This is a genomic window from Agrobacterium sp. NPDC090283 (assembly GCF_044769685.1).
In the GTDB taxonomy this organism is placed as follows: Bacteria; Pseudomonadota; Alphaproteobacteria; order Rhizobiales; family Rhizobiaceae; genus Agrobacterium.
In genome coordinates, this window is sequence record NZ_JBIVYG010000023.1 from 1 (window position 1) to 19,707 (window position 19,707).

The following is a 19,707-nucleotide window of genomic DNA, read 5'->3' on the forward strand; positions in this document are numbered from 1 at the left end:
CAGCTCTTGGTGCAATCATGCGCCACATCATCGTCATCGCAAACGCAAGATTGAAAGAATATCAAAATGAGCAAATACGACTGACTTGATGAGGGTGGAGAGGTGCGTCCTGCGCTCCCCCGGAACACCAAGGCTGCCGCATAAGGCCGTTCCCCTTTTGCGGCAACCTATCTTACGAAAATGCCGCCCGATAAACCGCCGGCGTCACGCCGAATTGCCGCACGAAAACGCGGTTGAGATGGCTCTGGTCGGCAAAACCGGCGGTGAAGGCCGCCTCGGCGGGCGGTGTGCCGCCAGCCAGCGCGTGGCGCGCCAGATGCACGCGACGCTGGAGAAGGTAACTGTGCGGCGTGAGCCCCGTCACCTTGGCGAAGGCCCGCAGGAAGCGGAACTGGCTCATGCCGGCTTCGCTCGCCAGATCGGTGAGGCGGAACGGCCGGGCGGGGTCGTCATCGATGCTGCTTTTCGCCCGCCGTATGTGGTCGGGCACAGCCATGACAGGCGGTTTCGCCGTTGTCTCCATCGCATCCGCCAGAAGCATCAGCAGGGTCTCGTCGCCATGCAGCGTTTCCCCTCGCCGTTCTTTTGCCGTCATCGCCGAAAAAACGGCGTTGAATCGCTGCACCAGCGGTCTTGTGTCGACGGGATAGGCGAATTCAAAAGAGCCGTGATCCTTCTCACGGACATCGGCAATGGCATCGCGGACGATCTCGATGTCGAGATAGAGCATCCGCCAGGCGCGACCGCCTTCTCCGAGCGGAATGCCATCATGCACCTCGCCCGGATTGACGGTAATGACATGGCCCGCGCCGGCCTCCACCATGCCGCGGCCGGAAAGCGATTTCTGTGCGCCGCGATGGATGAGACCGATGCCGAACTGGTCATGCATGTGGCGCGGGAAGGAACGGTCGCTATCCGCCACCACGGCGGCGACGCCGGGCAGAACGGTTTTCGGCATCAGGAACTGGCCTTGGCCCATGAAAGCGCGCGCTCCGCGGATAAGAGCGCGACGCTATCACAGGATGTCCGGTCGCGACAGACGCAGCCCCTTTTACGGATGCATATGGTTGATCATGGCAAAGACCTGATCGAAATTGCCGTTCTGCGCGGCAAAACGCAAAGGCTTGCAGCGTTCCACCACCACTTCCTTCTCATCCGGGCGGTTCTTGAGAATATCCATCACCTCCGAAATGAAGGCCTCGAGCGGCATGGCTCTTTCATCATTGGCCTGCCCCTCGCCCATCAGCGTCGTCTGCACATAGGGCGGCACGATTTCGATGACCTCCACCGGCGTCTCCTTCAATTGCTCGCGCAGGGTGACGGAATAGGCATGGATGGCCGATTTGGTGGCGCTGTAGGTGGGGGTCAGCACCATGGGCACGAAAGCGAGACCGGAGGAAACCGTCAGCACGGTGGCTGCGGGTTGCTTGAGGAAATGCGGCAAAAGCGCCGCCGTCAGGCGGATGGGTGCGAGGAGATTGGTGGCGATGGTTTCTTCGGCCGTGTCCAGATAGTCAGGCGCGGCGGCGATATCTTCCGGCCGCATGATGCCGGCATTGTTGATGACGGCGTTGAGGCTCGGATGGGCCTTCACCAGAGCTTCGGCGAAAGCGCGGATGCCCGCGGCATCCGTCGCGTCCATCACCATCGAAGCCATGCCGGGATTGGCGGCCGTCACCTCGTCCAGCACGCTCTGGCGGCGGCCGGAAATGATGACACTGTTGCCGGCCTGATGAAACGCTTCCGCCAGCGCCCGGCCGATGCCGGAACCGCCACCGGTGATGAGAATGGTATTGCCCGAGATTTTCATGGGAGCATCCTTTGCTTGTTGGCTGAAAGGAAGTTAGCTATGATACTCTCCAATCGAAAGTAGGCACCCAAAAGATTTATACTTACCCAATGGAGAGTGTTAGATGAAACGGCACGCGGCCGATCCGGCCATCGAGAACCGACGCAAGGTTCCGCCACCCACGGATACCGATCCGGTAATAGAGGCGCTGGTTCAGGATATCATCGCCAAGGTGGCGGACAAATGGACGATGCTTATTCTGGAAGTGCTGGAAGAGCACGGCACGCTACGCTTCACGCAGATCGGCAAACATGTGGGCAACATCAGCCAGAAGATGCTGACGAAAACGCTGCGGCAGATGGAAAGCGACGGGCTGGTGCGGCGCACCGTGCACCCCGTCATTCCGCCGCATGTGGATTACGGCCTGACGAACCTCGGCCGGACGCTTGGCAGCGCCTTTTGCGGCGTGTGGATCTGGGCGGAGACGCACCATGCCGAAATAGAAGAGGCGCGGCGGCGGTTCAATGAACAGCCGCCGCGCCCTGCGATGGAGTAAATGCCTTAGTGCGTAAAGCGCACCGCTTCACACGGCACAAAGGGTGGGTGTGCCAGCGCTTCCCTCTCACCCTCATTCCTGTTCCCCGGAACAAGCCCGAGGATGTCACCGGAATCCAGCCGACGCGCGTTTACGCGGCGGGAAGAACCCTTTCAGCCCAAGGACTTAGGCTGGCTGGATCCCTGTGACGAGCACAGGGATGAGGGAGTGGTAGACCCTGCGGTAAACGCCACTACGCACCCTTTGCCGGCGCGCCTCAAGCGAACTGGCTGAGGCCCGGAACCGAGGCGATCACCTGATCGACAACCTCATCGCCCGCATGCTGACGGGCAACGGCGATGGTTTCCTTGGCGAGCGTGGAAATCTCGCTCATGCCGAGGCCCTGGCTCATCAGCTGCTGGCCCAGCCCCATGATGCCGCCGCCGCCGAGCGCGCTCATCAGGCCGCCGAGCAGACCGCCGCCGCCACCGGTGCCTTCGCCATTATACTGGGCAACCAGATCGCTGGCGCCGGGAATGGCTTCGATCATCCGGGCGATCGGGCCGTCTTCCGCCTCGCGCTGGAGAAAACCGAGAATCATGCCAATGGCCTTTTCAGCCAGTTCAGGGTCGATCCCCGCCTTAACGGCGATCTGATCCACGACTTCGTTCATTCTTGCCTCCTGTTGAAAAACGACGCCAACATCGAATAACTGACGTTAACGTCAACGTAAAACAATCTCATGCCGCATTCAAGCGGCCATGAATGGCGCGGCAACTTTCATCAAGCGGTTTTTCTTCATCGCCATCAAGCAGTTGTTGCGCCTTGAAACTGTCCTTATAAGATCATCACAACCAAACTATGAAAAGGCCGCTTTCGCGAGGAACGGTCAAAGCATGCCAGCTACGCTTTAATTCGGACATGACTTTCTGCAAAATCCGCCGCGATTTTAAGGGTCATGCATCAGCCGCAGGAGAAAATGGTCGATGTTGCAGGACGGACAGCTCTATATCGGGACCAGCCGCAACCCGGATGACAGCCTGAACAAGGGCGAATATCTGGAACTGAAATTCGGCAACCGCCACGGCCTCATCACCGGCGCGACCGGCACGGGCAAGACCGTGACCCTGCAGGTTCTCGCCGAAGGTTTTTCCAAGGCCGGCGTGCCGGTTTTCTGCGCCGATATCAAGGGCGACCTTTCCGGCATCGCGGCGCAGGGCGAAGCGAAAGACTGGGTGCAGAAACGCGCCGAACAGATCGGTTTCACCGATTTTGCCTATGGCAAATCGCCCGTCATCTTCTGGGATCTCTATGGTGAAAAAGGCCATCGCGTGCGCGCCACCATCGCCGAGATGGGGCCGCTGCTGCTCGCCCGGCTGATGGATGCCTCGGAAGCGCAGGAAGGCGTGCTCAACATCGCCTTCAAGATCGCCGATCAGGGCGGGCTGCCGCTGCTCGATCTCAAAGACCTACAATCGCTCCTGAACTACATGGGCGAAAATGCGACCGAGCTTTCCAACCAGTTCGGCCTGATTTCCAAGGCCTCGGTGGGTTCGCTGCAGCGCGGGCTGCTGGTTCTCGAACAGCAGGGGGCGGCGAATTTCTTCGGCGAACCGGCGCTGAAGATCGCCGACATCATGCGTGTGGGCACGGATGGGGTTGGCACGATTTCGGTTCTCGCCGCCGACCGGCTGATGATGAACCCGCGCCTTTACGCCACCTTCCTGCTCTGGATGCTTTCCGAACTCTTCGAGGAATTGCCGGAAGTGGGCGATCCGGAAAAGCCGCGTCTGGTGTTCTTCTTCGACGAAGCGCACCTGCTGTTCAACGATGCGCCGCGCGTGCTGGTGGAACGCGTCGAACAGGTGGTGCGGCTGATCCGCTCCAAGGGCGTCGGCGTCTATTTCGTGACGCAGAACCCGCTCGATGTGCCGGAAACCGTTCTCGCCCAGCTCGGCAACCGCGTGCAGCACGCGCTTCGCGCCTATACGCCGCGCGAGCAGAAGGCGGTGCGCACCGCAGCCGACACCTTCCGCCAGAACCCGGCCTTCAACACCGCCGACACCATCACCACGCTCGGCACCGGTGAAGCGCTGATTTCCACCCTGCACGACAAGGGCGCGCCTTCCATCGTCGAGCGCACGCTGGTGCGCCCGCCATCGGGCCGCGTCGGGCCGCTCACCGATGCGGAACGCAAGTCTTTGATCGATGTAAGCCCCGTCGCCGGGCAATATGACAAGGATATCGACCGGGAATCGGCCTTCGAAATCCTCGCCGCCCGCGCCCAGAAGGCCGCCGATGCGGAAGCCGCCAGACGTGCGGAGGAAGAAAACGCCCAAAACCAGTCCGACAACGCCGCCGGCCGCTGGCGCCTGCCCGGCTTTGGTGACGACGAACCCGCCCAGACCAACAATGGCTCGCGCAATGGCGGCGCGCGCAAGACCGGATACCAGCGCGAAACGGTGATCGAGGCGGCGATGAAAAGCGCTGCCCGCTCGGTTGCCACCTCCGTCGGCCGCGCCATCGTGCGCGGGATACTGGGTAGTTTGAAGCGATAGAACAGAGACGCCGCCTGCCCTCGATGGGGCGGGCGGCGCTTTATTGGCGTCACGGTTACTTCTGGCGATGGAAGATCATGCCGCCGTGATAAAGCACATCGTCGACGAATTCGCCGTCGGCGGTGAAGCCGGTATCGTCCCAATAGTCGATGTGGTTTCCCTTCACCTCATACCGCCCCTGATAGGCGCTTTTGCGGTTGCCACGCGCCTCGTCATACCGGCCATTGGGCAGAAGTTCCTGACGAATATGGCCATCGCCGGTGACCCACATGCCGATATAGGGGTGGCTTCGGGTTTGAGCCGTTTCAGTCATGTTCACATCCATGGCGTTGCTCACCTTGCGGGAACCCGTATCGGCGGAAGCCGTTGCGAGCAGAAGCGCAACCGATGTCGAAACAATGTTCATGTCCCGATCCTCCCTATGCAGCGGTGGGCCGGACGACGATTTCGTTGACGTCGACATCGTCGGGCTGCTCGATGGCGTAACGCACCGCGCGGCCGATGGCATCGGGTTTCAGGGCGATGGCCCGGTAGCTCTGCATCAACTCCGCGGCGGCCGGATCGGTGATGGTGTGGGCAAGTTCGCTTTCCACCACGCCGGGATGGATGCAGGTGACGCGCAGGTCGCGATTTTCCTGCCGCAGCCCGTCCGAAATGGCGCGCACCGCAAATTTCGTCGCGCAATAGACGGCAGCCGTCGGCGAAACGGCAAGCGCACCGATGGACGCGATGTTGATGATATGGCCCGAAGCGCGGGCGGTCATCTCGGGCAGGACGGCGGCGACGCCATAAAGCACGCCCTTGATGTTGACGTCGATCATGCGGTCCCATTCATCGACCTTCAGGGACGACATCAGCGATAGCGGCATGATACCGGCATTGTTGACGATGACGTCGACCTGTCCGAAAGCCTTGCGCCCGGCCTCCGCAAAAGCCTCGACGCTCTGTCTTTCCGTAACATTCAGCGGCTGAATGACGACCTCGGCGCCCTTCCCGCGCAATTCTTCGGCAAGCGCCTGCAAGCGGTCCATGCGGCGCGCGCCCAGCACCAGCTTCGCCCCGGCACTCGCGAGCTCCCTTGCGATGCCCTCACCGATCCCGCTCGATGCACCCGTAATGAGAACGACTTTGTTCAATGTCATGGCTTTCTCCTTGGTGTGACGGCTAAGCTTTTTCTGGAAGCGGCCGTTGCGGACAAGATAAAGCTTGGGCATTGTCGTGATAACCGCCTCAATCTTAACCTCAGTGGGTAGAATTTCTAACCAATGAACATCGACCTCAACGCGCTTTCGACATTCTGCATGGTTGCCGAGGAACGCAACTTCCGGGCCGTGGCGGACAGGCTTGGCGTAACCCGCTCAGCCGTCAGCCAGGCCATCCGCAAGCTTGAAGAAACGATGGGCATAGCGCTCGTGCAGCGAACAACACGCAGTGTCAGCCTGACGGAAGCGGGACAGCAGCTTTATGCGGATGTGTCGCCATCCATCGGCAACCTCGTTCAGGCGGCAAATGCCGCTTCCTCCCTGAGCGGTGCGGTGCGCGGACAATTGCGGCTTGCGGTCTCCTCGATAGCCGAGCGTTTTTTATCCGGGCCATTGCTGGCTGCCTTTGCCGAAATACATCCGGAGGTACAGCTCGATATCGTCGTGACGGACGAGGAATTCGATATCGTCGCCGAACATTACGATGCCGGCGTGCGTCTTGGAGAACTGATCGCGCAGGATATGATTGCCGTTCCGGTTTCCGCTCCGCAGCGGCAGCTCGCCGTCTGTTCCCCGCACTATCGGGACCGCTTCGGCCTGCCGGCGCTGCCCCGCGAGTTGATCCATCACCGCTGCATCGGCTGGCGGCCCCGACCGGGCGTTGCGCCATACAGGTGGGAGTTTGCCGAAAACGGTCGCGAATTTGCGGTGGCGGTGGAGCCGGACTTCACCACCAACGACATGCAGCTGATGATCAAGCTGGCCTGCGCCGGCGCCGGCATCACATTCGGCATGGAAGAGACGTTTCGCCCTCATCTGGAAAGCGGAGACCTCGTTTCGATGCTGGAAGACTATTCCCCGAGTTTTGCGGGATTTTATCTCTATTATCCGAGCCGTCGCAATCTCGCGCCAAAGCTGCGCGCCTTTATCGATCACGTCCGCCTGTCGAGAGAGCGGTGATCTGCCGGAGCGGGCTCCGGCAGATGGCAGGTGAAGCAAAAATGGCTATTTCTTCTGCGATACCAGCGAGAAATAGGCGCCCTGCGGATCGACGCAGTTGACGATCCAGCTTTCGCCGGGCACTTCCATCGGGCCGTTGACGACCTTGCCGCCGCCGGTGCTGACACGGGTGATCGCATCATCGATGCCGTCGACATTGAAGTAATAACCCCAATGACAGACCGGTACCTGCGGCATGCGTTTCATCATGCCGCCAACGGCCTTGCCCTTATGGGCGAAGATGCGGTACGGGCCCATCTCGCCCATGTCGAAATCATGGTCCTTGGTCCAGCCGAACACATCGCCGTAAAAGGCCATTGCCTCATCGACATTGTCGGTGAAGAGTTCGTACCAGCCGACATGGCCCTGTTTTTCCTGCGTATCCTCCGGGAAACCGCCGGTTTCCATCGGCTGCGGGGTCATGATGCAGAGCACGGCGCCGAAGGGATCGGCGACCACGGCAAAACGGCCGATTTCGGGAATATCCTGCGGCGGGCGTCTGATTGCGCCGCCCTTGTCGGCGAAAAGTTTCGCCGTCGCGTCGACATCGTCGACATCCACATAGGCGGTCCAGTTCGGGGGGATTCCCTGACCCTTGTGCTCTTCCGTCAGTTCCATGACGCCGCCCATGCCTTTGCCATCGGCCTCCAGCACCAGATAGGGCATTTCCGGCGAACCGAAATCCTTGGTCTGCCAGCCGACGACATGACCATAAAAGCGGGCCGCCGCCTCCATGTCGGGCGTCATCAATTCGACCCAGATGAATTTTCCATGTGTATCGGACATTGTCGTCTCCTCTGGAGATTGGGTGCGTGTGGTGGGTGCCCGCCGCAGCGTGCGGCGGCGCTTGTCGTGCAGGCAGAACCCGGCGCGGCCTATGCCTTGCGCCGGAACTCCGATGTCATGAAGGTCTTGAAGGTGCCGTCCGGCTGCTTGACGCTGCCGGAAAAGCTGCGGTGATTGTCGTCATGCAGCACCAGCACGTCATGATAGGTGGCGGTGCCTCCGGAACCGTCAAAGGCCGGGCCTTCCGCCTCCAGCGTCAGGGTCTTGCCGTCCTCTTCCAGCCAGCCCTTGTAGACCCAGAGATTGGTCATCATCGAGCCTACCCAGGTGCCGACGAAATTGCCCTTGGCGGGGTCGAAGCCGACCGTGATCACGGCCGTCATATCCGTGCCATCGGGCATCTTGCCGCTGCCGTTGCCGACGATCCACAAACCGCCGATGGAGCGGACGCTCTCGGTGTATTGCTGCGACGGGTCGTCGGCATTGTAGTCCTCATGCCCGGAACTGGAGGTCATGACCCAGTCTCCGACGATCCTGTTCAGGAACGCGTGTTCCTTCTGCGGCTTGGCGATTTCCATTTCCATTTTCGTTTCCTCCTCGTCTGTCAATTTTCAGTGGCAGCAGGATGCAACCTTCGGCGCGTCCTCATACTGGTCGTGGCGCCGCACCCAATCCATTACCTCCTCTTCGTTACGGCCTTTTGGCACCAGATCGAGCAGCATCAACGTGCCGAGCGTCTGCTCCGCGCCGCGGGCATAGGTGGAATAGGTGTGATAGATCTTGCCGTCGTCGCCCTTGGCGAAAACGCTGATGCCGTGCAGGTCCTTCAGATCGCCCCAGGGCGCCATGTCACGGTAATTATAGGTGATTTCGCCTTTGGCCATATCCTCGTCGCGGAACGAGGCCTGATAGTCATAGTTGAAATCGGTGCCCTCGGCCGAAACCCACGGGAATTTCCAGCCCATGCGTTTTTTATAGCCTTCGATCTTTTCAAGCGGCGCGCGCGAAACCGCGACAAAACCCGCATCGCCATGTTTGAGGTGGACCAGCGCGCCATCGACATGATCGGCAAAGAAGGAGCACCCGACGCAGCCCTCCTCCCAGTCCGGTGCCAGCATGAAGTGATAAACGATGAGCTGGCTGCAATCGCCGAACAGTTCCTTCAGCGATCTGGGGCCGGAGGGCGCGTCGAAGATATAATCCTTCGTCACCTCCTCCCAGGGTAATGCGCGCCGGGCCTCGTTCAGCCTGTCACGGGCGCGGGTCAGTTCCTTTTCCTTCACCAGCAGATCGCGGCGGGCCGCAAGCCACTCGTCTTTCGAAACGACGGGATGAGACATGATCTTTCCTCCTTGGATCCGTCTTTCACCACGGCACCGCTCCGCTCCACCGGTGGGCACCGCTTATTTCTGTGTTGAAAGGCAATAAACAGTCTGCGGAGCATCAAGTTCCGCTTGACTAATTAGGTTGATATCAACATATTTACCCCATGTCAAACGCCAGCGTGATTCCTTTTTCGACAACTCTTTTCGTGCGGGACGCCTGTCTCTGCCTGCATGCGCAGCGTGCGGCGCGGGCCTTGGCGCGGCTATTCGACAATGCGCTGAAACCCATCGGCATCAACAATGGACAATTTTCGCTGCTGATGTCGCTCAACCGACCGGAGCCGCCGCCGATGGGTCCCGTCGCCCATCTTCTGGCCATGGACCGCACGACGCTGACGGCGGCGCTGAAGCCGTTGGAGCGGCGCGGGCTGGTCAGCATCGAGCAGGACCCGAAGGACAAACGCGGCAAGCGGCTGCGGCTGACGGCCGATGGCATGGCCGTTCTCGCTGCGGCCTTCCCCATCTGGCAGGAGACTCACGCCGAAGTCGAAGCGCGTATCGGCAGTGGCGACCCCGACCGGCTGCGCCGCGATCTCATCGACCTCGGCTGACGGGATGGCGCCACTTTTATCGGCAAGAATGTCATCCGGCCGTCGCGCCGGGGAGCGAAACTACGAAGAAAGCGCAATCAAGGAGGAATGATCATGCGTGCAATCGTTTTTGTAAAAGCCACCAAGAGCAGCGAAGATGGCGTCATGCCCACGACCGAACTCATGGAGGCCATGGGAAAATTCAACGAGGAACTGGTCAATGCCGGCATCATGCAGTCCGGCGACGGCCTGCACCCTTCCTCAAAGGGCAAGAGGGTGGTCTTCGACGGCGACAGCCGCACCGTCGTCGACGGCCCCTTCCCCCATACCAACGAGCTGGTCGCCGGTTTCTGGATCTGGAACGTGAAGGACATGGACGAGGCCGTGGAATGGGTGAAGCGCTGCCCGAACCCGATGCTGGAGAAAAGCGAGATCGAAATCCGCCCGATGTTCGAAATGGAGGATTTCGGCGATGCGGTGACGCCTGAAATCGCCGCGCATGTCGAGGAACTGCGCGCGCGTGTGGGCAAGCAGTAGAGCCGCCCGGGTTAGGACCACATGGAAACGGGAGGGTGCGGCCTGCCGCATTCTCCAGAGCATTTCCAGTCGGTGCGCCGGCTACAAAGCTCGCTGTTTTGTCGTGCGCTCTCCTTCCCTCATCTCTGTTCCCCGGAGCCCGAGGACGTCACAGAGATCCAGCCAGCCCAAGTCTTTGGGCTGAAAGGACGTTCTCTCGCCGCGCAGACGCGCGTCGGCTGGATTCCTGTGACATCCTCGGACTTGTTCCGGGGAACAGGAATGAGGTTGAGGGGACGCCTCAACACAAAAAACCCCGTGTCGTGTACCATGAATTCGTTCAAACAGGATTTGCTCTGGCACGACCTCCCACTCCAAAAGCTATTGCCTCGGACAGCCGCCGCTGTTAATCAAGGAGCGGTTCAACCGTTTTCAAGAAAGGAGGCTTCGCATGGATATTTCCTGCTTCTGGCGCAATCGTCAGCTCTGCCACCTTTTTGCCCTGCGGACACGTTTGCAGGGCTGACCGGAACACCCACACTCTGGTTTGCCTAAAAGGCCGCGCAGGACGCAGTTTGTCTGCCATTGCGCATATTTTCACGACGGATCACCGCGAACCGAAACCGATCCTGCACGCGCAGACAACGGTTCGGGTCCGTCCTGCCAGAGACGACTTCATGACCATCATCACGCTTCGAAACCTCGGAATCATTCTGGGTAAGCCGCTTTTCTCCAATCTCAGCCTCACCGTGAATGCGGGAGACCGCATCGGCATCGTTGCGGCCAACGGCTGCGGCAAATCCACCCTGCTCAACTGCCTTGCGGGAGACATGGAGCCCACCAGCGGCGACCTGACCCGGCTGCGCGGGCTGACGCAGTCGATCGTCCACCAGAATCTGCCTTCCGCGCTGATGGACCACACGATGCGGGACGCCGTGCTTTCCGCCCTGCCGGCGGATACGATCGACAGCGAAAGCTGGCGCGCCGACATCATCTTCGACGCCATGCTGGTGCCTGAACCGTTCCGCGAGCGCCGCCTGAAGGAACTGAGCGGCGGCTGGCAAAGGCTTGCCATGCTGGCCAAAGCATGGATCACCGAACCTGACGTGCTGCTGCTCGACGAGCCGACCAACCATCTCGATCTCGAAAAGATCAACGTGCTGGAAAGCTGGCTCGGTGAATTGCCGCGCGATACCGCCGTCATCATCGTCAGCCATGACCGCGCCTTTCTCGACAACGTCACACGGACGACGCTGTTTTTGCGGCCGGAAAATTCGGCGCTGTTCCGCCTGCCCTATGGCCATGCGCGCGCGGCGCTGGAGGAGGAGGATGCCGCCGATGAGCGGCGTTTCCAGCGCGACATGAAAACCGCGCAGCAATTGCGCCGGCAGGCGGCCAAGCTCAACAATATCGGCATCAATTCCGGCAGCGATCTCCTGACCATCAAGACCAAGCAATTGCGTGAGCGTGCGGAAAAAATCGAGGATAAAGCGCGGCCCGCCCATATCGAGCGATCCGCCGGCAAGATCCAGCTCGCCAATCGCGGCACCCATGCCAAGGTTCTCATCACGCTGGAGGACGTGCCGGTCTCGACGCCGGATGGAACAGTGCTGTTTCGCACCGGCCGGCAATTTATCCGCCAGGGCGACCGCATCGTCATTCTCGGCCGTAATGGCGTCGGCAAGACGCGGCTGATGTCGCTGCTGCAGGCGGCGGTGACGGGTGCCGGCCAGATACAGGACGGCATAAAGGCGACGCCATCGCTGGTGGCCGGTTATGTCGACCAGTCGCTGGCCGAAATCGACGATGACAGCACGCCGGCGGCGCTGCTGTCGCGCCGTTTCGACATTGGCGACCAGCGCATCCACGGCCTGCTCGCCGGCGCCGGCATCGACATGGAAATGCAGAAACGCCGCATCGCAAAGTTGTCCGGCGGGCAGAAGGCGCGGCTTGCCATGCTGGCACTGCGGCTGGCGGAGCCGAATTTCTACCTGCTGGACGAACCCACCAACCATCTTGATATAGACGGCCAGGAAACGCTGGAGGCGGAAATCATCAGCCGTGAGGCCAGCTGCGTGCTTGTCTCGCACGACCGGAGTTTCGTGCGGACGGTCGGAACCCGCTTCTGGCTGATCGAAAAGCGCAAGCTGGTGGAAGTCGATGATCCCGAAGCGTTTTTCGCCTCGGCATGATACTGCCGATAATAACGCCTCGTCAGCCAAGCAGGCTGGCGAGGCGTGGATCGTCGGCGAAATCCGAGACCGCGAAACCGGTTCTGCGCATCGGAAATTCGCACAATGCCTGAACGCCCGTCTTCGACAGGCGGATGCGCCAGCTCATCCGTTCCACCGGCGCTTTTTCGGCAAAGGCTTTGGGAGAAAGGATCGCGATGTTGAGGCCAGCGGCGGGATCGCGCACCGAACGGTAGAGGATCGCCTCCACCTTCGCCAGACGCGCCTGCTCGGCCAGCGCCTGGCATGGCTCGTAATTGGTGAGATCGGTCCAGTGCGCCTCGTCGCGGTTCAGTTTGGGTTGCGTGAGGTCAAGTGCCGCATCGGTGGCGATACGGGCGGCAAAGGCGGAATAATCGGCGGGATTGGCCGGCAGCGGCGTGCCGGGGGATTCGGCATAAAACAGCAGCCGGTAAAAGGCCATTTCGGCGAGCGCCGTTTCCACCTTCGCGGCGGCATAATAGACGCCTTCGGTATAACCCGCGCGGCGGAAACGCGAACCATGCGGATAAGCGGCGCCATATCGGAAAGGCGTGGCGAGAAGATAATCGAAACCGGCGCAATCAGGCGGAAACGGCCTTTTGCTCGTCTCCAGAATATCTTCCAGCAGGGATTGCTCCTCCACCGTATCCACCAGCTTCATGGTGGAAACCTGATGCTGCGCTTCCACCAGCCGCCAGTATTTTCCCGATGCGGCGCGTTTTTCAGACAGGAGCGCGTCGGGCGTCCAGATAGGAGAGGACATCGATCAATCCGGTAATGGTGGTGAGCCTTTCGGCAGGCACGGCATCCAGCGCCGTATTGTGATTGCGCAGCCAGTTTTTGGCCACCGCCTCGTCGCCGCCGGTAATGGCATCCAGCGAGCGGAAAACCCGGATCAGCAACACCGCAAGCTCGAAGGACTTGGCGCCCGGCTCCAGGAGGAAATCGAGCCGCTTCATGCGCGAGACCGTTGGCGCGGAGACACCCAGAATATCGGCCGTGCGGGCAGCGTTCAGGCCCAGCCGCTCGGCGGCGGCGATGACGGCCTTGGTGACGACCCTGCCCTGCGATGCGGGATCCATGGCGGTCTTGGCGTGAATATTCATGGCACACATCCTTTCCTTGGAAAGAATATAGCATTTTTCTTTCTGAAAACAAGAAGGCCGGGATGAACCCGGCCCCAAGAGTGACGATCCAGCGCTTTATCAGGCCACCGAGACCGGCACTTCCGTGGAGGTGCGCATGGCGTGGCTATAGGGGCAGACGATGTGTGCGGCCGCAACCAGCTTTTCGGCGACTTCGCGCTCGACACCCGGAATATTGGCCTTCAGCGACACTTCGATGCCGAAACCGCCGCCGTCTTCGCGCGGGCCGATGCCGACCGTTGCCGTCACAGTGGTGTCTTCAGGAATCTTTACCTTTTCCTTGCCGGCGACGAATTTCAACGCACCAAGGAAGCAGGCGGAATAACCGGCCGCGAAAAGCTGTTCCGGATTGGTGCCACGGGCGCCATCGCCGCCCAGTTCCTTCGGAACGGTAAGCGTGACGTCGAGAACGCCGTCTTCCGACTTGGCGTTGCCGGCGCGGCCACCGGTGGCGGATGCTTTGGTCGTGTAGAGAATGGGCATGGCATTTACTCCTTCGGGTTGGTGTTGAGCATCTTATAACGCACAATTAAATTGTGCGCAATATAGTTTTGCACATTGAATGAAGATTTGTTTTTTGCGATAATTTTCACGAAATTTCGCCGCGCATCCATGTGGCAGGAACCGAAAGCGGGGGCTGATTGTTCCCTCCCCGGTTGATTTTGGAGCAGGAAAATGGACGCAGAGGGCAACAAGAAGACAATGGAAAGCCTGCTGAGGCTGGACCAGCAGATATGTTTTGCCCTTTATGGTGCGGCGCATGCCTTCACACGCGCCTATAAACCGCTGCTGGACCCGATCGGGCTGACCTATCCGCAATATCTGGTCATGATGGCGCTTTGGGAAAAGGAGACATCCACCGTCAAGGCGCTCGGCGAAATGCTGGGCCTCGATTCGGGCACGCTGTCGCCTCTTCTCAAGAGGCTGGAGCATGCCGGGCTGATCACCCGCAAGCGTGGAACGGTGGATGAGCGGCAGGTACTGGTGGCGCTGACGAAAAAAGGGGCCGACCTTAAAAAAGAAGGCGTGAAAATCATGGCGGCAATCGGCAATGCCACCGGCTGCGGTCTGGAGGAGCTGGTGCAGATTCGCGACCGGGTGAATGCGCTGAAGGACAGTCTCAGCCGCCCCTAATCCTCCAGCAAATCACGAGGGCTGATAATTTCTCTTCCGTCATGCTCGGGCCTGTCCCGAGCATCTGTTACGTGTCGATTTAACGCGACGCGATTAGATCCTCGGGACGAGCCCGAGGATGGCGCCGAGTATGGAAGCAGGCTTCCTTAAAGGCGGCACAAGACCGCCTTTTTATAGAGAAGCGCTTGGGCTTACTGCCAAACCACCACGCGCGCCTTCTGCGGCACGCGGTCGTAAAGGTCGATGACGTCCTGGTTCATCAGGCGCACGCAGCCGGAGGAGACGGCCTTGCCGATGGAGTTCCATTCCGGCGAGCCGTGCAGGCGGTAAAGCGTGTCCTTGCCGTTCTGGAAGATATAGAGCGCGCGGGCGCCAAGCGGGTTCTTCAGGCCCGGCGGCATGCCGCCGTTCTTGGAGGAATATTTGACCAGTTCCGGCTGACGGGCGACCATTTCGTCCGGCGGGGTCCATTTCGGCCATTTCTGACGCCACTGGATGACGCCCTCGCCCGACCAGGCGAAACCATCACGGCCGATGCCGACGCCGTAACGCATGGCGCTGCCGCCCTGCTCCACGACATAAAGGAAGCGCGAGCGCGTATCGACGACAACGGTGCCGGGACGCTCGCCGGTCGGGTCGACAACCCGCTGGCGGTAATAACGGCGGTCGATTTTCTGATAGGGCACGGCGGGAATGACGTAACCGCCATCCTCGACCGAACCGTACATGACGGCCAGTTCCGCATCGCTGACGCCCGGCGAGAACATCTGCCGGAAATCGCTGCCGATGGCGCTCGCCTGCTGGCGGATGGCGTCTCCCGTGCCCGAGGAGGCACAGCCTGCGAGAAGCGAAGCGGAAGAGAGGCCAAGGAGGGAAAGGAAGGTGCGTCTGGAAAGATCTGTGTCGGTGCTTGTCATAAGGCCGGTTTGTCCCACATTTCGAACGGCTATATCGCCGTTGTACGTCATTTGTTCCGTGTCATGCGTATTGCGAAAATAGTTAACCGACCGCTAAAAGCCAGTCACAAGGCGCTGGCGGAATGGGTCCAATATCTCTTTCTTTTAGAACGTGTTCAGATAACCACAATCTGCGCCCCTTGCGGCACGCGCTCGTAGAGATCGATCACATCCTGATTGAGCATGCGCACGCAGCCGGAGGATGTCGCCTTGCCGACGGACTGCCAGTCCGGCGTGCCATGGACGCGGTAAAGCGTATCCTTGCCATCCTTGAAGATATAAAGCGCGCGTGCCCCGAGCGGATTGTTGAGACCGGGCGTCATGCCGCCATTGGCGGCGGAGATGGAGGCGAGTTCCGGCTGGCGTTTAACCATTTCATCGGGCGGCGTCCAGCGCGGCCATTTCGCCTTCCACTGGATCTTGCCGCGGCCCGACCAGGCATAACCATCACGCCCCAGCCCAACGCCATAACGGATCGCCTTGCCACCGGACTGCACGAGATAAAGGAAATGCTGTCTGGTATCGACGATAATGGTACCAGGCGCTTCCGCCGTCTGGTAGCTGACTTCCTGCCGGAGATAACGCGGATCTATGCGGCCATAGGGAATGGCCGGCAGCGAGCGGTCCTCATCGCGGATCGGACCGTACATGACCCGGTGCAGCGGATTGGAGACAGGCAGGCCATAGGCCATCGTCTGACCCATCGTCTGACCCTGCGGCTGCGACGCGTTAGACCCCTGCACCTGCGGGGCTTGCAGCCCCTGCCCGCGCACCGGCGGACCGTATTCCTGATGGAAGCGGGTTCTGAACAGATCCGGCGGGCGCGTCGAAAGCTGACCCGGCTGCGGCGGCAGTTCCGGCTGGCGATTGGAGCTGACGGAGTTGAAATTGAATACCGGCGCCGTTTCCCTGACGAAAACATCCGGGTCCATCCGGGTCGTATCCGTCACGAAAAGGCAGCCGCTCATGAGAGGCAGCAGGGCAAGCCCCGCCAGAGAGGCCGCCCGGCGACCGTTTTTCAAAAGGAGTGCTATCATCTGAACCGCTTCATGGAATCCAATCTGACGGCATGATGAACCGTGCGGCTGGCGCGAAGCTGGCGTCGGTTTTTCAAAAAAAATCGAAAAACCGCATTTTTGCTCTTGAAGCTCTAGTTGCTAGAGGTGCCAGATTGGCTGTCGACTGGAATTCAGGAGCGGAAACCATGAATATTTCGACAGGCATGAACATCAAGGGCAAAGACGGCGAGCAACTGACCTTCTCCGTTGGCGGCATGGATTGCGGCAGCTGCGCAGCGAAAATCGAAACCGCGCTTTCCCGCCTGCCGGGCGTTGCCGATGTCAAGGTTTCCGTTGCGCGGGAAAGGCTGAACCTTTCGCTGGCCGAAAGCAAAACCTCGGTCGAAAAAATCGAAGACACGCTGCGCAAGCTCGGTTTCAAACCCGCTTTGCTGCCGCAGGAAAAAGTCTCCCACGCAAAAGTCGAGGCAGATCATCGCGGCCACGACCATGATGACCACGATCATTCATCCTGCGGCGGCCATCATGCCGATGCCGGGACGAGCGCCGACAAAAGCAATGCGCTGACTTTTTCAGTCGGCGGCATGGATTGCGGCAGCTGCGCGGCCAAGATCGAGACCGCGCTTTCCCGCCTGCCGGGTGTTGCCGACGTTAAGGTCTCCGTTGCGCGCGAAAGGCTGAATCTCTCGCTCGCCGAGAGCAAAACCCCGGTCGAAAAAATCGAGGACACGCTGCGCAAGCTCGGTTTCAAACCGGCCCTGTTGCCGCAGGAAAAGACCGCACGCGAAAAAGTCGCGGATCACGACCATGACCATGGGTCGTGCAGCGGCCATCACCACGACCACGATCATTCAGATCATGACCATTCGGGGCATGACCATTCCGCACACGATCACGCGTCCTGCAGCGGGCATGATCATGACCACTCCAAGCATGACCATTCTGGCCACGATCATTCCGGTCACGACCACGCAAAACATTCGCATGGTTCTGCACCGGCGGCTGCGGCGCAGAGCGCGGAAGTGGGACATGCCCATGGCGCGGATGAAAAAGGCGCGTGGTGGCGCACTTCAAAGGCGCGCAACACCTTCACCGGCACCATTCTGGTTGCCATCGCCTATGCGGCGGAGCTCACCTTCCCGGCATGGGGCGGTTACGCCTTCATCATCGCCACGCTGGTCACGCTCTTCCCCATCGCGAAGAACGCCTTCAACGCCGCCCGTTTCGGCGCGGTCTTCACCATCGAAATGCTGATGACGATTGCCGCCATCGGCGCGATCATCATCGGCGAAGCGGAAGAGGCGGCCATTGTCGTGCTGCTTTTCTCCGTCGGCGAATTGCTGGAAGGTTTCGCCGCCGCCCGCGCCCGTTCGGGCATCAAGGCGCTCGGCTCGCTGCTGCCAAAAACGGCGCTGGTGGAGGAAAACGGTGCGCTTCGGCAGATCGCGGCCGATCAGGTGCGCATCGGCCAGGTGGTCGTGGCGCGTCCCGGCGACCGCATCGCCGCCGACGGCATTGTCATGGAAGGCCAGTCCAGCGTCGATGAATCGCCGATGACCGGCGAAAGCATTCCCGTCGCCAAGGAGAAGGGTGCGCGCGTCTTTGCCGGCTCGATCAACCATGACGGCTCGCTGCGCATCCGCGTCGACCGCGCGCCGGAAGACAACACCATTGCCCGCATCATCACGCTTGTCGAGGAAGCGCAGGATGCGCGTGCACCGACGGAACGCTTCATCCAGAGCTTCTCGCGTTATTACATGCCGCTGATCGTGGCGATTTCGGTGCTGACCATCATCGTGCCGCCGCTTGTCGGCCTCGGCGACTGGGATACCTGGATTTATCGCGGTCTCGCCCTGCTGCTGATCGGTTGCCCCTGCGCGCTGGTCATCTCGGTTCCCGCGGCCATCGCCTCCAGCCTTTCGGCTGCGGCACGCCACGGCATGCTGGTGAAGGGCGGCGCGGTCATCGAAATGCTCGCACGCACCGAAACCGTCGCCTTCGACAAGACCGGCACGCTGACGCTCGGCGAACCCGTCGTGACCGATGTGGTGGCGCTTGACGGCAACGAAGCCGTGCTGATTGCGCAAGCCGCGACCATCGAGCACGAATCGAGCCATCCGCTCGCCCGCGCCATCGTCAATCATGCCGAAAAACTGGGCGTGAAGCCCCTGCCCGGCTCCAACATCAAGGCGATCTCCGGTCGCGGCATGCAGGGCAATGTCGGCGGGAAAGACCTGTTCATCGGCGCGCCTCGCTTTGCAACTGAGGTCGGCACCCTTTCGAAGGACCTTTCCGATCGCATTTCCGCACTGGAAAGCGAAGGCAAGACGGTGGCCGTCGTGATAGTCGGCGGGGCGGCAAGCGGTCTCTTCGCCATGCGTGACGAGCCGCGCAAGGATGCGGCTGATGGCGTCAAAGCGCTGAAGGAGATGGGCATTTCCTCGCTGATGCTGTCGGGTGACAATGCCCGCACGGCGCGTGCCATCGGCAACAAGCTGGGCCTTGAGGCGCGCGGCGAACTCTTGCCGCAGAACAAGGTCGAGGAAATCCGCAAGCTTGCCGAAAAGAAGACCGTGGTGATGGTGGGCGACGGCATCAACGATGCGCCCGCCCTTGCGGCGGCCAGCGTCGGGGTCGCCATCGGTTCCGGCACCGATGTGGCGATGGAAGCGGCGGATGCGGCGCTGATGCGCAACAATGTCGGCGACGCTGCCCGCCTGATCGGCCTGTCGCGCGCCACCATGAGCAATATCCGCCAGAACGTGACCATCGCGCTCGGTCTGAAGGCGGTGTTCCTTGTCACCACCGTCACCGGCCTTTCCGGCCTGTGGCTCGCCGTTTTCGCCGATACCGGCGCGACGGTTCTGGTCACCGCCAATGCCATGCGGCTGCTCGGCTATTTCAACCGTAACAAGGGCTGATATTCCATTCGCAGACAAG

21 protein-coding genes are annotated in these 19,707 nt (G+C 60.7%); 8 read left to right on the forward strand and 13 right to left on the reverse strand.

What is annotated here, in order from left to right; all coding sequences use genetic code 11:
• Nucleotides 1-172 precede the first annotated feature (172 nt).
• Entirely contained in the window at nt 173-979 is an 807-nt protein-coding gene (locus ACIQUH_RS24565; protein WP_400820044.1) for an AraC family transcriptional regulator, read from the reverse strand.
• Between the two features lie 72 nt (nt 980-1,051).
• The gene (locus tag ACIQUH_RS24570; protein ID WP_400820047.1) at nt 1,052-1,810 is read right to left on the reverse strand and encodes an SDR family oxidoreductase; all 759 of its coding nucleotides are present in this window, start codon (nt 1,808-1,810) and stop codon (nt 1,052-1,054) included.
• Nucleotides 1,811-1,913: 103 nt separating this feature from the next.
• Between ACIQUH_RS24570 and ACIQUH_RS24575 the strand changes: the two genes are divergently transcribed.
• Complete coding sequence (locus ACIQUH_RS24575; protein ID WP_400820049.1) at nt 1,914-2,345, forward strand: winged helix-turn-helix transcriptional regulator; 432 nt, start codon at nt 1,914-1,916, stop codon at nt 2,343-2,345.
• A 256-nt stretch (nt 2,346-2,601) separates the two neighbouring features.
• On the opposite strand, the gene ACIQUH_RS24580 is transcribed toward ACIQUH_RS24575, so the two are convergent.
• A complete protein-coding gene (locus ACIQUH_RS24580; RefSeq protein WP_400820051.1) occupies nt 2,602-2,997 on the reverse strand; it encodes a hypothetical protein in 396 nt (131 codons plus the stop codon).
• Between the two features lie 313 nt (nt 2,998-3,310).
• On the opposite strand from ACIQUH_RS24580, the gene ACIQUH_RS24585 reads away from it, so the two are divergent.
• Nucleotides 3,311-4,882 (forward strand): helicase HerA-like C-terminal domain-containing protein, encoded by a 1,572-nt coding sequence (locus tag ACIQUH_RS24585; RefSeq protein WP_400820053.1) that lies wholly within the window; start codon nt 3,311-3,313, stop codon nt 4,880-4,882.
• 55 nt (nt 4,883-4,937) lie between these two features.
• Here ACIQUH_RS24585 and ACIQUH_RS24590 read toward each other — a convergent pair whose 3' ends face one another.
• Both ACIQUH_RS24590 and ACIQUH_RS24595 read right to left on the reverse strand, forming a co-directional pair.
• Nucleotides 4,938-5,288, reverse strand: coding sequence for an Atu4866 domain-containing protein (locus ACIQUH_RS24590; protein WP_400820056.1), 351 nt, complete (start codon nt 5,286-5,288; stop codon nt 4,938-4,940).
• 13 nt (nt 5,289-5,301) lie between these two features.
• The gene (locus ACIQUH_RS24595) at nt 5,302-6,024 is read right to left on the reverse strand and encodes an SDR family oxidoreductase (RefSeq protein WP_400820058.1); all 723 of its coding nucleotides are present in this window, start codon (nt 6,022-6,024) and stop codon (nt 5,302-5,304) included.
• 123 nt (nt 6,025-6,147) lie between these two features.
• On the opposite strand from ACIQUH_RS24595, the gene ACIQUH_RS24600 reads away from it, so the two are divergent.
• Nucleotides 6,148-7,044 (forward strand): LysR family transcriptional regulator, encoded by an 897-nt coding sequence (locus ACIQUH_RS24600; protein ID WP_400820061.1) that lies wholly within the window; start codon nt 6,148-6,150, stop codon nt 7,042-7,044.
• Nucleotides 7,045-7,089: 45 nt separating this feature from the next.
• On the opposite strand, the gene ACIQUH_RS24605 is transcribed toward ACIQUH_RS24600, so the two are convergent.
• The 3 genes from ACIQUH_RS24605 to ACIQUH_RS24615 all read right to left on the reverse strand — a co-directional run bounded on the left by ACIQUH_RS24605 (nt 7,090) and on the right by ACIQUH_RS24615 (nt 9,209).
• Entirely contained in the window at nt 7,090-7,869 is a 780-nt protein-coding gene (locus ACIQUH_RS24605) for a VOC family protein (protein ID WP_400820064.1), read from the reverse strand.
• 89 nt (nt 7,870-7,958) lie between these two features.
• On the reverse strand, nt 7,959-8,453 hold the full coding sequence (locus ACIQUH_RS24610; RefSeq protein ID WP_400820066.1) for a DUF1579 domain-containing protein: 495 nt from the start codon (nt 8,451-8,453) through the stop codon (nt 7,959-7,961).
• A gap of 27 nt (nt 8,454-8,480) precedes the next feature.
• Entirely contained in the window at nt 8,481-9,209 is a 729-nt protein-coding gene (locus ACIQUH_RS24615; protein ID WP_400820068.1) for a DUF899 domain-containing protein, read from the reverse strand.
• Between the two features lie 149 nt (nt 9,210-9,358).
• Here ACIQUH_RS24615 and ACIQUH_RS24620 point away from each other — a divergent pair, with 149 nt between their 5' ends.
• The 3 genes from ACIQUH_RS24620 (at nt 9,359) to ACIQUH_RS24630 (ending at nt 12,492) form a co-directional block, all read left to right on the forward strand.
• The gene (locus tag ACIQUH_RS24620; RefSeq protein ID WP_400820070.1) at nt 9,359-9,805 is read left to right on the forward strand and encodes a MarR family winged helix-turn-helix transcriptional regulator; all 447 of its coding nucleotides are present in this window, start codon (nt 9,359-9,361) and stop codon (nt 9,803-9,805) included.
• A 93-nt stretch (nt 9,806-9,898) separates the two neighbouring features.
• Nucleotides 9,899-10,321, forward strand: coding sequence for a YciI family protein (locus tag ACIQUH_RS24625; protein WP_400820072.1), 423 nt, complete (start codon nt 9,899-9,901; stop codon nt 10,319-10,321).
• A 656-nt stretch (nt 10,322-10,977) separates the two neighbouring features.
• A complete protein-coding gene (locus ACIQUH_RS24630; protein ID WP_400820075.1) occupies nt 10,978-12,492 on the forward strand; it encodes an ABC-F family ATP-binding cassette domain-containing protein in 1,515 nt (504 codons plus the stop codon).
• A 22-nt stretch (nt 12,493-12,514) separates the two neighbouring features.
• Here ACIQUH_RS24630 and ACIQUH_RS24635 read toward each other — a convergent pair whose 3' ends face one another.
• The 3 genes from ACIQUH_RS24635 to ACIQUH_RS24645 all read right to left on the reverse strand — a co-directional run bounded on the left by ACIQUH_RS24635 (nt 12,515) and on the right by ACIQUH_RS24645 (nt 14,141).
• Nucleotides 12,515-13,276, reverse strand: a complete 762-nt coding sequence (locus ACIQUH_RS24635; protein ID WP_400820078.1) for an RES family NAD+ phosphorylase — start codon at nt 13,274-13,276, stop codon at nt 12,515-12,517.
• Nucleotides 13,236-13,619, reverse strand: coding sequence for an MbcA/ParS/Xre antitoxin family protein (locus ACIQUH_RS24640; RefSeq protein ID WP_269344386.1), 384 nt, complete (start codon nt 13,617-13,619; stop codon nt 13,236-13,238). Before ACIQUH_RS24640 ends, ACIQUH_RS24635 begins: the two co-directional genes overlap by 41 nt.
• Before the next feature lie 99 nt (nt 13,620-13,718).
• Nucleotides 13,719-14,141 carry an organic hydroperoxide resistance protein gene (locus ACIQUH_RS24645; protein ID WP_003509379.1) on the reverse strand — a complete coding sequence of 141 codons (423 nt, stop codon included), beginning with the start codon at nt 14,139-14,141 and terminating at the stop codon, nt 13,719-13,721.
• 192 nt (nt 14,142-14,333) lie between these two features.
• On the opposite strand from ACIQUH_RS24645, the gene ACIQUH_RS24650 reads away from it, so the two are divergent.
• On the forward strand, nt 14,334-14,792 hold the full coding sequence (locus ACIQUH_RS24650) for a MarR family winged helix-turn-helix transcriptional regulator (protein WP_400820081.1): 459 nt from the start codon (nt 14,334-14,336) through the stop codon (nt 14,790-14,792).
• Between the two features lie 191 nt (nt 14,793-14,983).
• Here ACIQUH_RS24650 and ACIQUH_RS24655 read toward each other — a convergent pair whose 3' ends face one another.
• Both ACIQUH_RS24655 and ACIQUH_RS24660 read right to left on the reverse strand, forming a co-directional pair.
• Nucleotides 14,984-15,709, reverse strand: a complete 726-nt coding sequence (locus ACIQUH_RS24655; protein ID WP_003509381.1) for a L,D-transpeptidase — start codon at nt 15,707-15,709, stop codon at nt 14,984-14,986.
• 155 nt (nt 15,710-15,864) lie between these two features.
• The gene (locus ACIQUH_RS24660; protein WP_400820085.1) at nt 15,865-16,785 is read right to left on the reverse strand and encodes a L,D-transpeptidase; all 921 of its coding nucleotides are present in this window, start codon (nt 16,783-16,785) and stop codon (nt 15,865-15,867) included.
• Nucleotides 16,786-16,952: 167 nt separating this feature from the next.
• Between ACIQUH_RS24660 and ACIQUH_RS24665 the strand changes: the two genes are divergently transcribed.
• Nucleotides 16,953-19,688, forward strand: a complete 2,736-nt coding sequence (locus tag ACIQUH_RS24665) for a heavy metal translocating P-type ATPase (protein ID WP_400820088.1) — start codon at nt 16,953-16,955, stop codon at nt 19,686-19,688.
• The last annotated feature ends 19 nt before the right edge of the window (nt 19,689-19,707 follow it).